Raw genomic sequence first — 13,137 nt, forward strand, 5'->3', positions numbered from 1 at the left:
GATCTCCCGTTTTCAACTCTATTGCTTACCGTAGTATGCTATAAAGCACCAAGTTTTGTGTAAAGTGACCGACTCGCTCCCCCTTCCTCCTCGCGGGTTCCGGCTTCTGCAAAGTCATTATGTTCCGTTGCTTCTCTCCGTAAAAATCAGCAGTTTCCTATAATACCTCGTTTAAATTAACACTGCGTTTCCGTTGCTTGCGCAGTTTCTGTTTTGTGTAACTTCAGGCTTTCCCTTGATCTTTAGCAGTTCCGAAGATTTGCCCGATTCAATTTCTGTTATTCCTGTAAGGCTGTCAAAGTACGTCGTTCTTGATGATTTCAATATCGGGACAAGTACGCCATTTGCCAAATATTTTTTATGGTTTTTATTAACGGGTTGCTAACACAAAAACCGCAGTTATTAACATATTGAAAGCGATAAATATCAGCAAGATATAGGTATTATACCATAGGTTATCAACATCTGATTTATTCACAATTTTATGATGTTTCTTCATTTTCATCAGCTTAAAAAATGCGTAAAATATACTTTTTGCTAAATTTTCTCTGTTAAATGCTTCCAATATCGTTTAGGAATATGGCGCACATGCAGCTTTGTATTTTTCCTTGCAGGGATATTTACGCTGTGGAAATAATTCTTCCACAGGTGCTGGTAAATACTTTCCTCTTCGGTATAGGCCGATATGAGTTCGTCAGGTTTACTTACCGTGGCAAAATCAAGCGTTATAAATTGGGTATCGTGCTTATCATAATAGATTCCGTAGTTACGCTTCAGGTCATAAATAATCCATTTCTGATCGGTATACCTGTTCCTGAAATGCCTTATCAGCAAAGGCAATACATTAAAATCAGGTTCGACGGTAGCATAATAGGTTTCGTCCTTTAGCTTCTGAAACCGCACAAAAGCCTCCATCCTATGCTTTTCGCGCCGCACCATCCGCACTATCTCTGATACCCGCATTACAAAGCGGTTGCCGTAATCGTCCTCAATATTTTGCGTGCTATCAAAAACATACCTTATATAGCCCAGCAGGTTATTTTCTTCATTGGCTATCTCGGCCATATGCGCAATGTATAGCCGCTGCACAGCGTTTGGCGATAGCTTGGTACGCAAGCCTTTTAGTACCCGGGCAGCATAACTATCACTGGTGATAACCTTTAGCGTATCTTCAAACATTGCGCTATCATAAAACTCGCCCTTCTGCAGTTTCACTAACCCAAGCTTACGGTCGTAAATTTCATATATAGCAGTTAGCAATCCTTCAAAGCTGCCATCGTAAAACAGGGTGGTCATAGCATATCGTTTAAGCCTCACCTAAATCCTCTCCAAAAGAGATGACTTTCAATGCAAGCATGTTAATTTATTTAGCCCCTCTCCTTTGATAGAGGTTGGGGTGAGGCCTTAAACAGGTTAAGCTGGTTAGGTTTGTTCTTTAAATATTTGCTTTGCGATTCGGCCAGGATAAACTGTTTAATATTGTTCCCAGTAAGGTCGCGTCGCTCAAAATCAGTACTGTTGCAGGTAATAAAATACCGGGCACGGTTTATTGATACCCCTATTTTTTTTAACTGATCCCAGTTTAACCGGCCATGTTTGCGCGCACTCACAATTTTTTGTGCCGATTGTACCCCGATACCCGGCACACGTAATATCAGGTGCAGATCGGCTTTATTAACATCAACCGGAAAAGCCTGCATGTTACGAATGGCCCAGCTTAGTTTAGGGTCGATGTCCAGGTCGAGCAGTGGTTGATCCTGATTTACGATCTCATTTACATTAAAGCCATAGAACCGCATTAGCCAGTCGGCCTGGTACAACCGGTTCTCGCGAACCATAGGTACACTTGTATTTAGTGAGGGCAGACGTTTATCAGCCAAAACCGGCACATAGCCCGAGTAATAAACCCGTTTTAAATTATAGCTCTTATAAAAATAATTGGCCGATTGCAGCACCTGCTGATCTGTTTCGGGCGTAGCACCTACAATTACCTGCGTACTTTGGCCAGCCGGAGCAAACATGGGCGCTTTTTTAAACAGCTTCTTTTCGTCTTTTCTTAATATGATCTCGTCCTTTAAAAACTGCATGGGGTCTATCATGTCCTGCCGGTTTTTATCGGGAGCCAGAAGTTTTAAACCTTCCTCGGTAGGCATTTCCAGGTTCACACTAAGCCTGTCGGCATATAAGCCGGCCTCGCGCATCAGTTCATCACTTGCGCCTGGGATTGATTTGAGGTGGATATAGCCGTTAAACTTATGCTCGGTACGTAATTTTTTGGCTATGCGTACTAATCGCTCCATGGTATAATCGGCATCCTTAAAAATACCCGAGCTTAAAAACAAGCCCTCGATATAATTACGGCGATAGAAATTGATGGTCAGGTCAACCACTTCCTGAACGGTAAAAGCGGCGCGCCGGATATCATTATTCTTGCGCGACACGCAATAAGCGCAATCAAAAATACAATGGTTGGTTAACAGGATTTTTAATAACGATACGCAACGCCCATCTTCAGTATAGCTATGGCAGATACCGTTGCTGGCATTCCCCAGGCCTTTGTTATCATTTTTACGCTCACTTCCGCTTGATGCACACGATACATCATACTTGGCGGCATCGGCCAAAATGTTTAATTTCTCTGTTATCCTTTCCTCATTCATAGCAATCAAAAATACTAATATTTTTAGTATTTTGTTTTAAATATGAGTATTTAATATACTCCTGAAAGTGGTTGTTTAGGTTGCGTAATGAAACATTATAGGATACAATAGGTTACTTAAATATGGAAAAACTATATACTGCTGTTGTCACTGCCAAAGGCGGTCGAGATGGCCATATTAAATCATCAGATGGTATTATCGACCTGGATTTAAAAGCACCAAAAGCAATGGGCGGCGAAGATGGTTATGCCAACCCTGAATTATTATTTGCCGGTGCCTGGGGCGCCTGTTATTTAGGCGCGTTAGGTTCGGTTGGTAAACGCGACGGTGTGGATGTAAGCGAAGCAACTGTCGATGTACATATCAGCTTTAACCAGGAAGGCCCTACCAGCTATGCTTTATCGGCCGAACTGCATGTACATGTACCGGGAATTGAGGTTGAAAAAGCCCAGAAATTGGCGGACGCGGCACATAAAGGCTGCCCCTATTCAAAAGCCACCCGTGGCAACATTGATGTAAAAATAATTGCCGAATAAAACCACACCGGTGCAACGCGTTGCCTCAATACCCCGTATATTTATTATATGGATGTTAAAGAAGTAGAAAGGTTAATAAAGATAAGCAGGGAACACCCCCTGATGCCGGAGACTTATATCCCCTGGCAACTGGAGCCCGAGCCTGATGATATCTTCCTGCCCGAAACTTTAACATCCCTGGAAGGGCTTGATTTATATGAAACCCTTACCCCGACTCAAAAGCTTGAACTTGGCAGGCACGAGTTGGTGCAGGTTATAGCGTCCTACGCCTGGGGCGAGTGCCTGTTTTGTGTTTTTATGACGCGGCACTTAATCAGCATACCGGCGGATAGTGTGGAGCATCAGTTTATATTAAGGGAATTGATAGAGGAGTTCCGCCACCAGGAAATGTTTGCGCTGGCCATTGCCAAATTGCGTGGCAAACCCATTAAACAAAGCGGACTGCACCGATTTTTCGGTGAGTTTAGCAACAAATACCTGCCTGCCGATTACCTGTTTATGGGCAGTGTATCGGTTGAGTTAGTGACAGACGTTTATGGCAACCATGCGCGCCGTGCACCAAACATTTACCCGGTATTAAAAAAGATGTTCGACCTGCATAATATCGAGGAAGGGCGGCATATATTATTTACGAAGGCTTTATTAAAGAATTATTCGGCTAAAGCCGGATATATCAAACGGACGTTGTATAGCTATGTTATCCTGTTCAATATCCTGTTTGTACGCACTATGTACGTTAAACGCGAGATTTACGAGCGTATCGGCTTGCAGAATCCCGATCAGGCCTACAAATTAGCCGCAAAAAACCTCAAACAAAAGTTTGCCGATAACTGCCTCAAAGATATTATTGAGTTTGTTGACAGTTGGAAAGGATTTAATATGCTAACGCGATTTGCCTGGCGATGGGTGTTGGGTGCGGGGGTGTAGTTATTTTCTCTTATTTAACTCATCCAGTTTAACAACATCAGCCCAATCTTGCGGGCGGTACGTTAAAACTTTCATCTTACGCAAAAAGTCTTGATCAACGACCTTCAATATGATACCTCCGCCAATATCGTGACTGATCTTTGTCTTTTCCGCATCCTCAAAGTTAATATTGTGATGAACAACAGTTAAACAATCAATCGTATTGGGCATCTCACCAATGGTACATTTAAAAACGTTTGTAAAGTCTTCGTTTTTTAAGTCTTTAATTTCTTCATTCGTGTATCCAACATCAAGCAAAACTTTGTAAAACTGGTCTCGATTAAGGTTTGTCGGTGCCAGCCAAATATCCATGTCTTGAGTATTTCTTTCTACTCCATGAAAATTTAAAGCTACGCCACCAATAAGCATATACCTTACCTGGTGCTTTTGCATTGCGGCTAAAAAGGCGACAACAAATTCGTCCTCTATATCAAATGCCATTAGAAACTGAGTGGATTTTAAAAACCTTTACGGAAGGGTAAGATTGGCGATTAAAGTTGTATTTACTTCTAAGCTTAAAAAAGTATTTAAGGCGATCTGAATAAGATAGACTTGAGAAGAAAACTCGTCTTTCTTCTTCATCTTCTTCCCAAGTTGTATTTATCTTAAATCGCTTCATATAAGATTATATCACCTCATTAATACTCATTTCCTTAATTTCTTTTATTTCCGGACGGCCATTTTTGAAAGCTTTACGCGGGGTTAGGCCCAACAGCTCAAACATGGCCATATCTTCATCAAACGATGGATTTGGTGTAGTTAACAGTTTTTCGCCGGCGAAGATGGAGTTGGCGCCTGCCATAAAGCAAAACGCCTGCTCAACCGTGCTCATTTCGGTACGGCCTGCTGACAGGCGCACAACCGTTTTTGGCATGATGATACGCGTTGTAGCTATCATCCTTACCATATCCCAAACTGATACACGTGGCTGATCGGCCAACGGTGTACCTTTTACCGGCACCAAAGCATTGATTGGAACCGATTCCGGATGCTGGGGCAGGTTTGACAATGTCTTCAGCATCGAGATTCTATCGGCAGTCGATTCACCTAAGCCGATGATACCACCGCTGCAAACCGAGATCTTGGCTTTACGCACATGTTCTAAAGTTTGTAAACGGTCATCGTAAGTACGGGTGGTGATAATACGTTTGTAATCATCCTCTGATGTATCTAAGTTATGGTTGTAGGCATATAGTCCGGCATCGGCTAAACGTTGCGCCTGGCTCTCGGTAAGCATACCCAGCGTGCAGCAAACTTCCATATCCAAAGCATTTACCGCTTTAACCATATCAATTACTTTGTCGAAATCGCGGTTATCGCGCACTTCGCGCCAGGCAGCGCCCATACATAGCCTTGAAGCACCGCCATTTTTAGCTTTTTGGGCTACGGCTATCACTTCTTCTTTAGGCATAATGGCATGTACGTCAACCCCGGTGTTATAACGAGCTGCCTGCGGGCAATAAGCACAATCTTCGGGGCAGCCGCCTGTTTTTATGGAGATAAGCGAGCTTATTTGTACCTCGGCATAGTCCTTGTTTTCGCGGTGGATGCTGGCCGCCTGGTAAACCAGGTCAAGCAATGGGGTGTTGTATATATCGGTAATTTCTTCTTTTGTCCAGTTATGTCTTACTTCTGCCATAGTGTAAAGTTTTGAAGTTTCAAATTTATAATAAAAGTGCTGATGCTAACCATAGCGGCAACAAAAAGCCTATACAATCTGTAAATGTTGTGATGATGATAGACGACCCAACAGCCGGATCGACATTTAAACGTTTTAAAACCAGGGGAATAGACGCGCCCGTTAAACCTGCGATAACCAGGTTACCTGTCATGGCTAAAAATATAACCAGGCCCAGCATAGGGCTTTTATCATACCATAACGCAAAAATAAATACGATCAACCCGTTAACAGCGCCATTTATCAACCCTACCGAGAACTCTTTCAGTACAGTACGATAGGCCTGGTTATCGGTCAGGTCACTTAATGAAATACGCCTTATAGTAACGGCCAGCGCTTGCGTAGCCGCATTACCCCCCATGCCGCTTATTATGGTTAAGTAAGCAACAATAACCGGGAACTGTTTTTCGATTGTTTCGAAATGCCTGATCACTGAGGCTGCTAAAAACGCAGTGCCTAAATTAACAATTAGCCATGGCAAACGGCTTTTTACCGCGTCCTGCCAGTTACCGCTCAGTTCTTCATCTTCGGATACACCCGACATCTTCAACATATCCTCGGTACTCTCCTGCTCCATTACGTCGATGATATCATCAACCGTGATGCGGCCCAGCAGCTTCATGTTATCATCAACAACAGGTATGGCTGTGAGGTTATATTGCGATATCAGCTTTGCTACCTCTTCCTGGTCAAGATCGGCTTTAACGTATACCGGGTCGGCTTTAAATATGTCTTTGATCTTTACGTCGGCGTGCGCCTTGATGACGTCTTTTATGGATACGATGCCTTGCAGGATGTTTGCGTTATCAACCACATAGATGGTATTAAACTCTTCCATCTCTTCTGATTGACGGATGATCTCGTCCAACGCGCCTTTTTTATCCGAATTGATGTTGATGCAGATCAGCTCAGAGTTCATCAACCCACCCGCCGTATTCTCGTCGTAGTTTAATAGGGCGCGGATGCTGCTGGCATCTTCCTGGTCAATGTCTTCCAGGATCTCCTGCTGCTCGTGCTCCTCTAACTGCGAGATGATATCCGTAGCATCGTCATAGTCCAGCTCTTCAACAATCTCCGAACGTTTTTCGGGGTCAAGGTTGATCAACAGCTCGCCGGGACGGTGCTCCTCGTCCATTTCGGCAATTACATCTGATGCGATATCCGTTGGCAGGATATTGATGATGCGTTCCTTATCCTCCTGCGCAAGTTTCTCGAATAATATGGCAATCTCCGACGCATGATACTCCTTCAGAACTATCTCTAATTCAGCATCATCCCCCTCAAGCGCGGTTTTAATGCGAAGGAGGTCGGTTTTATCTATTTCAAAAGATTGCATATCCCGACTAAATTAGGCATTTATGCTTGTAAACGGGGAATAAAAGGGATTTATTGAGCCTAACGTTGTCGCCCGCTGGCTATTGATAACTCAAGTGTTTCACAAAAAAGTGAAACACTTTGCAACAGTTGAAACACTTTTTCAAGGTTAAAGTACTGTAAATAAGTATATTATCTAAAATGGAGTGAAACACTTTGCAACAGTACAATTAGTTTAAGTAATTGATGTAAATAATTGACAATAAATTATTTATTGACTTTTCAGACAATTTAAAAAAACGGAGTGAAACACTTTAAGTGAAACATACCTAAGATTCTTAGGTATTAACATTTCTACCACTGCCGGTGTCCTTATAGATAGCAGAAAGTAATTTTCAACTTGATGAGAGCCGTCGGCTCGACCAATATTGTAGCACCGGGTTTCAACCCGGTGTAAAATGCATAAAAAAATTAGGGAGTGCCGTAGGTACGTCGCATATTTTTCGAAACTTATTGTGGCGTTTTATATATGGACCGAGCCTACGGCTCTCTAATACATTATGTTGTATATAAACAACGGGTTGAAACCCGTTGCTACAATATCGGTCGAGGCTACGCCTCTTTTAAAAAAGTGGCAATTAGAAGACATTGCTAAATGCTATGATCGTACCTAACTTTAACCACTGCAACCTTGTGCAATTTATCCAATACCATATTCACCTGCATTTTACGGATAGATACCTGTATACTGCAATCATTATCAAATTGCTGGTTAAGAACGGTTAAATCGGCATCTTTAATTAAGCGCATTACATCATTCATCTGCAGGTAATCAAAACCGATAGTGTAAACGTCGTTCACGGTTTTTTCTATGATCACCGCATGAGTCAGCGCTTCTTCTGTTGCCATTTTGTAGGCGTTGATAAGCCCGGGGACACCCAGTAATGTACCGCCAAAATAACGTACTACGACAACTAATATATTGGTCAAATCTTTAGAAAGCAGGATATTCAGAATCGGCCTGCCGGCAGTGCCTGAAGGTTCGCCATCATCATTTAGCTTAAATATTGCGCGGTCGGCGGTTAAACGCATGGCCCAGCAATGGTGATTGGCTTTGGGGTGTTCTGACTTTAAGGAGGCTACGATGCCCTTTATTTCAGCCTCGGAAGTTATAGGATAAGCATAAGCCAAGAACTTACTGCCACGGTCGCGGAAGATCCCTTCAGACGGATGTTCGATGGTGCGGTAGGTATCGTCAAAAAGCATTTTATAAGAAGCTTGTCATTTCGAACGAAGAGAGAAATCTATACATTGGCGGGCGAATTAGTTATGTATAGATTTCTCCTTTCAGTCGAAATGACACTTTTTTTTAGAATTATTTATACGATGCATACGTTATCACCACAATAGCAACCAACGCCAAAAATATACCCACTCTGTTAAGCGTGGTTAGCTTCTCTTTAAATATAACCAGCCCTACAAATGTCCCCAGCACAATTACGCCCATATTCATGGCCGTAAACACGGTTGATGGTTGGTTAGCCAGCGCCTGGTGCCCTTTTAAATAGAACAGGATATTACCAAAATTAGCTATCCCCAGGGCCCAGCCAATAAGGATATGCGGGAATGAAAATTTGGTTTTGCCGCGGGCTATCTTTATTACAAGCAATATCAACGAGCAAATAAACGCCAGTACAAATACCAGGAAAAGCGATGTAGTATAAGGCACGGCTTTAAAGGTGGCCAGTTGTTTAAACAACACATCTATTACCCCCATGCCGATAAATACGATCAGCAAATAAAACCATGAGCCCGATGTTGCTTTGCCGCCCCTGCCCTTTTGCCATGGTATGGAACAAATAATTGCTGCAAAGCCAATAGCTATACCTACCAATTTTAACGGGCCCAATGCTTCGCCAAAAATTAAGTTAGCGGCAAGTATGGGGATAAATAAAGATAAGCGCTGCGCGATATCAGTACGTACTATACCGGTAAGCTTTACAGATGTTGCCAGTATTACAAACAGTATCGGTAGTAAGATACCCAGCGCCGCGAAATTGTATATGGGCGCGGCCTGCAGGTTAAGATTGCTGAGCTGCGGTTTAAAAATGACCCAGGTTAATAAAATAGCGGTCGAGTAGTTCCAGGTTATAGCTTGCAGCACATCAACGTGGTAACGTTTGGCCAGCTTTAACATAATGGATACTATTACACTACAGCAGATGCTTAGTAAAACGTATAGCATGGGCTATTATTTGTTATATAGTATTTGTAGACGGTCTGTTCCTGACGGAATTTCTTCGGCAATAATACCGTTTATTTTTGGTGCTTTTATGCCCGTTTTTAAAGTTGCCTCACCGGTAAATATGCGTGCCTCATCCCAAACCCCGGCATCAATAAAAGCATTTAACGTATAAGCACCGCCTTCAATAATAACTGATTGAATGTCCTGTAAGTATAATTGGTATAAAATATATTGCGGAACGTAGCGGTCAAAGTCCTCTAAAGCTATGTATTTGTTTTTACCCTCCACATCTGTTTTAACACCATTAAATATGAGTGTTTCAACTGATTGATCGAACACGTTAAGGTCAGGTTTTAATTCGAGCCGGCGATCAATAACCACCCGCTTTGGCGACCGGCCTTCGCCATACCTTACATTTAACTGCGGGTTATCAATAGCTACGGTATTTTTTCCCACCAAAATAGCATCCTCCTGGCTGCGCCATTGGTGCACCAGCTTACGCGATTCGGGGCCGGTTATCCAGAATTGTTGGTTATCATCAGGGGCGAAAAACTCATCGGCGGTTTGTGCCCACTTTAATATTACATAAGGCCGTTGCTTTTGTACACGGGTAAAGAAACGGCGGTTAAGCCATTTGCATTCATCTTCCAAAACGCCAACAATGGTTTCAATACCGGCGGCCTGTAGTTTTTCTATGCCTTTACCATCCACTTTGTCAAACGGATCGCGGCAGCCAATTACTACTTTAGCAAACCGGTGTTTAATAAGCAGATCGGCACAGGGTGGTGTTTTACCGTAATGAGCGCAGGGTTCTAAGGATACGTAGATGGTGGATTGTTTGAACAATTTTTCTGCATTATCGAATTTCGATAACGCGTCATTTACCGCGTTCACTTCGGCATGTGCCTGGCCGTATTGTTGGTGGTAACCCTCGCCTATTATCTTATCATCATGCACAATTACAGCGCCTACCATAGGGTTAGGGCTAACTTTGCCCAGGCCTAAAGCGGCAAGGTCAACGCAGCGTTGCATAAATACTTGATGATAGCGCATAGTGCAAAAGTAGCTTTTATTACGCTATAGCAAATACTAACGCGATAAAGGGCAGGGAAATCGCTTTTTTAAAATTAAAATCGTTTAAGGAGGCACCTACGGAGCCTTCTAATGTATTTCTTGTTCTATAAACAGGTTACTCTTCCGGAATTAATAAAAAGAGAGTTCCGGAGAAACTACCTGTTTATAGTAAATACCAAACAATCTTTACGGCTCCGGCGGAGCCTCCTACTCTTAAAAGCGATTGTTCTATAATAAAGTGAATGTTTAAACCACTTTAAGCTTTTTCATTTCGGCGTTAAACTCGCGGCCCGGTTTAAAAAATGCTACGTTACGCTCGGGCAGAACTATCATTTCGCCTTTGGTAATATTCTGGCCTATTTTACTGGCGCGTTTTTTTGGAACAAACGTACCAAAGCCCCTAAAATAACAGCCTTCGCCATTTACAACTGCGTCTTTAATGGTAGTAAGCGATTCCTGGAAAATTTCCATTACAGTTTCAGTTTCTATTCCGGTTTTACGTGATACTTCCCTCGCAAGATCTGCCTTTGTCATAATTGTGATTTTGTGTTAGCTATTTAAGTTTCAGTGCCTTGTACGGATATTTTGTTAGCAAGTTGCAGCTTATGGCGCATTTGTTCATTTTGCTTAAACCAAAAAGGAGTAAAAAAGGGAAAGATCTGTAGGGGCCTGGCATAAAGATTTAATCTTTATAGCAGTCCCTTTTCAAATACCTAACTTCGCGCAATGGAAACTGTAAAGGAGGTATTCGCGATTTTTAAGCAAGCGCTTAACAGCTTATATGACGCACAGGAAGCAGAAGCCATAACCCTCACAGTTTTAACCGAACTGTTAAATACATCAAAGGGCATCATCAAAGCTTTCCCCGAAAAAGAACTGACCTTAACGCAACAGGAAGAAGCCGCTAACATACTTACCCAACTTAAAACCGGCAAACCATTACAATACGTTTTAGGCTATACCGAGTTTTATGGCTTAAAGTTTTTAGTAAACCCGGCTACACTTATACCCCGGCCGGAAACTGAAGAGTTGGTGCAATGGGCTTTGGAATCAATTGAAAGTTGCAAGTTGCAAGTTGAAAGCTTAAATATCTTAGACATTGGTACAGGCACTGGCTGTATTGCTATCAGCTTAAAAAAGAATTTACCGGATGCACAGGTTTCGGCAATTGATATATCGGCAGAAACTTTACAAACCGCAAAAGAAAACGCCAAAATCAATAATGTTAAAGTTGATTTTATGCTGGACGACATACTGAACTCACAACTCACAACTCACAACTTACAACTCATCGTAAGCAACCCTCCCTACGTCACGCTCGACGATAAAACGCGGATGCACATTAATGTAACAGATTTTGAACCGCATACCGCCCTTTTTGTACCCGAAGATGATCCGTTGATATTTTATAAAGCGATTGCCGATTTCGCGGTAGCTAACCTGGTAAAAGGCGGCTTGTTATTTTTTGAGATAAACGAGAGCCTGGGTAAGGAGACGGTGGAGCTGTTGGAAAGCAAAGGGTTTAAGGATGTGGAGTTAAGGCGGGATATGAGTGATAGGGATAGGATGATAAAAGCAACTCGTTAGGACGTGCACCGCGGACGTGCACCGCGGCTCTTCGAGCGCGACCCTCTCTTCGCTGCGCGGAAAGAGGGTTGTTTTAATTTAATTATTCTTCCCTCTTTCCGCCAAAGGCGAAGAGAGGGTGGTCAGCGAAGCGTAGACCGGGTGAGTTCTCGCCGCCTAATTCCTCGGATGATACTGAATAATCGTCCCCTTTAAATACTCCCTGTCCAAATGGGTATAGATCTCTGTAGTAGTAATACTTTCATGCCCCAGCATTTCCTGCACGGCGCGCAGATCGGCGCCACCCTCCACCAAATGCGTGGCAAACGAATGCCTAAAGGTATGCGGACTGATGGTCTTCTTTAACCCTACCGTTGCCGCCAAATCCTTTATCACCATAAAGATATAAACCCGGCTTAACCGCGAACCGCGACGATTGAGGAAAACAAAATCTTCCTCGCCTTTTTTTATGGGATTGTGGACGCGTACCTGCTCTATCCAGATCTTTAGCGCTTTTATGGCTGAGCCTCCTATTGGCACCAAACGTTCCTTACTGCCCTTACCAAATACTTTAATGAATTCGATATCGAGATATAGGTTGGATAGTTTAAGCTCTGTTAACTCCGATACGCGCAGTCCGCAGCCGTATAAGGTTTCCAGGATGGCTTTGTTACGGGGGCCTTCGGGGCGGGACAGATCGATGGCATTTATCAGTTTATTGATATCCTCATAACTAAGCGTGTCCGGCAGCTTACGGGTTATTTTGGGCGATTCTAAAAGTTCTGACGGATCGCTTTTTATGATATCCTCCATCAACATATATTTATAAAACGCTTTAATGCCTGATAGGATCCGCGCCTGCGATGACGGGATCATCCCCAACTCGTTCACCCAATTGATGAACTGGCGCAGGTCCTTCAGCACAATATTTTCGGGGTTGATGGTTGGTACCTGGGTTTCGGTATATTCATACAGCCGGTGCACATCGCGGGTGTAGGCCTCGATGGAGTTTGCCGAAAGCGACTTTTCGAGTTTTAAATACGCCTGAAAACCTTTTATTGCCGATGGCCAGTTCAATTGATTTTAGTTTTAATGTTT

Annotated in this window: 14 protein-coding genes; 3 read left to right on the forward strand and 11 right to left on the reverse strand. The window is 42.9% G+C overall.

The window, feature by feature from the left end:
- Positions 1 to 370 precede the first annotated feature (370 nt).
- The 3 genes from ABIB50_RS19420 to ABIB50_RS19430 all read right to left on the reverse strand — a co-directional run bounded on the left by ABIB50_RS19420 (position 371) and on the right by ABIB50_RS19430 (position 2,660).
- Positions 371 to 499 (reverse strand): hypothetical protein, encoded by a 129-nt coding sequence (locus tag ABIB50_RS19420; RefSeq protein WP_429382467.1) that lies wholly within the window; start codon positions 497 to 499, stop codon positions 371 to 373.
- Between the two features lie 38 nt (positions 500 to 537).
- On the reverse strand, positions 538 to 1,296 hold the full coding sequence (locus ABIB50_RS19425) for a TIGR03915 family putative DNA repair protein (protein WP_429382469.1): 759 nt from the start codon (positions 1,294 to 1,296) through the stop codon (positions 538 to 540).
- 71 nt (positions 1,297 to 1,367) lie between these two features.
- Positions 1,368 to 2,660 carry a putative DNA modification/repair radical SAM protein gene (locus ABIB50_RS19430; protein ID WP_429382471.1) on the reverse strand — a complete coding sequence of 431 codons (1,293 nt, stop codon included), beginning with the start codon at positions 2,658 to 2,660 and terminating at the stop codon, positions 1,368 to 1,370.
- Between the two features lie 122 nt (positions 2,661 to 2,782).
- On the opposite strand from ABIB50_RS19430, the gene ABIB50_RS19435 reads away from it, so the two are divergent.
- On the forward strand, positions 2,783 to 3,196 hold the full coding sequence (locus ABIB50_RS19435; RefSeq protein WP_429382473.1) for an organic hydroperoxide resistance protein: 414 nt from the start codon (positions 2,783 to 2,785) through the stop codon (positions 3,194 to 3,196).
- Between the two features lie 48 nt (positions 3,197 to 3,244).
- Positions 3,245 to 4,123, forward strand: coding sequence for a diiron oxygenase (locus tag ABIB50_RS19440; protein WP_429382475.1), 879 nt, complete (start codon positions 3,245 to 3,247; stop codon positions 4,121 to 4,123).
- Here the strand turns inward: ABIB50_RS19440 and ABIB50_RS19445 are convergent, their stop codons facing one another.
- The 7 genes from ABIB50_RS19445 to ABIB50_RS19475 all read right to left on the reverse strand — a co-directional run bounded on the left by ABIB50_RS19445 (position 4,124) and on the right by ABIB50_RS19475 (position 11,007).
- Positions 4,124 to 4,603 (reverse strand): hypothetical protein, encoded by a 480-nt coding sequence (locus tag ABIB50_RS19445; RefSeq protein ID WP_429382477.1) that lies wholly within the window; start codon positions 4,601 to 4,603, stop codon positions 4,124 to 4,126.
- A 184-nt stretch (positions 4,604 to 4,787) separates the two neighbouring features.
- Positions 4,788 to 5,801 carry a biotin synthase BioB gene (gene bioB / locus ABIB50_RS19450; RefSeq protein WP_429382479.1) on the reverse strand — a complete coding sequence of 338 codons (1,014 nt, stop codon included), beginning with the start codon at positions 5,799 to 5,801 and terminating at the stop codon, positions 4,788 to 4,790.
- Positions 5,802 to 5,826: 25 nt separating this feature from the next.
- Positions 5,827 to 7,176 (reverse strand): magnesium transporter, encoded by a 1,350-nt coding sequence (mgtE, locus tag ABIB50_RS19455; protein WP_429382481.1) that lies wholly within the window; start codon positions 7,174 to 7,176, stop codon positions 5,827 to 5,829.
- Positions 7,177 to 7,805: 629 nt separating this feature from the next.
- Complete coding sequence (locus ABIB50_RS19460; RefSeq protein ID WP_429382483.1) at positions 7,806 to 8,420, reverse strand: IMPACT family protein; 615 nt, start codon at positions 8,418 to 8,420, stop codon at positions 7,806 to 7,808.
- Positions 8,421 to 8,529: 109 nt separating this feature from the next.
- Positions 8,530 to 9,399, reverse strand: a complete 870-nt coding sequence (locus ABIB50_RS19465; protein ID WP_429382485.1) for an EamA family transporter — start codon at positions 9,397 to 9,399, stop codon at positions 8,530 to 8,532.
- 6 nt (positions 9,400 to 9,405) lie between these two features.
- The gene (gene ribD / locus ABIB50_RS19470; protein ID WP_429382486.1) at positions 9,406 to 10,452 is read right to left on the reverse strand and encodes a bifunctional diaminohydroxyphosphoribosylaminopyrimidine deaminase/5-amino-6-(5-phosphoribosylamino)uracil reductase RibD; all 1,047 of its coding nucleotides are present in this window, start codon (positions 10,450 to 10,452) and stop codon (positions 9,406 to 9,408) included.
- 267 nt (positions 10,453 to 10,719) lie between these two features.
- A complete protein-coding gene (locus tag ABIB50_RS19475) occupies positions 10,720 to 11,007 on the reverse strand; it encodes an HU family DNA-binding protein (RefSeq protein ID WP_429382488.1) in 288 nt (95 codons plus the stop codon).
- A 192-nt stretch (positions 11,008 to 11,199) separates the two neighbouring features.
- Between ABIB50_RS19475 and prmC the strand changes: the two genes are divergently transcribed.
- Positions 11,200 to 12,060 (forward strand): peptide chain release factor N(5)-glutamine methyltransferase, encoded by an 861-nt coding sequence (gene prmC / locus ABIB50_RS19480; protein WP_429382490.1) that lies wholly within the window; start codon positions 11,200 to 11,202, stop codon positions 12,058 to 12,060.
- A gap of 156 nt (positions 12,061 to 12,216) precedes the next feature.
- Here the strand turns inward: prmC and xerD are convergent, their stop codons facing one another.
- Complete coding sequence (gene xerD / locus ABIB50_RS19485) at positions 12,217 to 13,116, reverse strand: site-specific tyrosine recombinase XerD (RefSeq protein ID WP_429382492.1); 900 nt, start codon at positions 13,114 to 13,116, stop codon at positions 12,217 to 12,219.
- Between the last annotated feature and the right edge of the window lie 21 nt (positions 13,117 to 13,137).

This window comes from Mucilaginibacter sp. UYCu711 (genome assembly GCF_050433825.1).
Lineage (GTDB): Bacteria > Bacteroidota > Bacteroidia > Sphingobacteriales > Sphingobacteriaceae > Mucilaginibacter.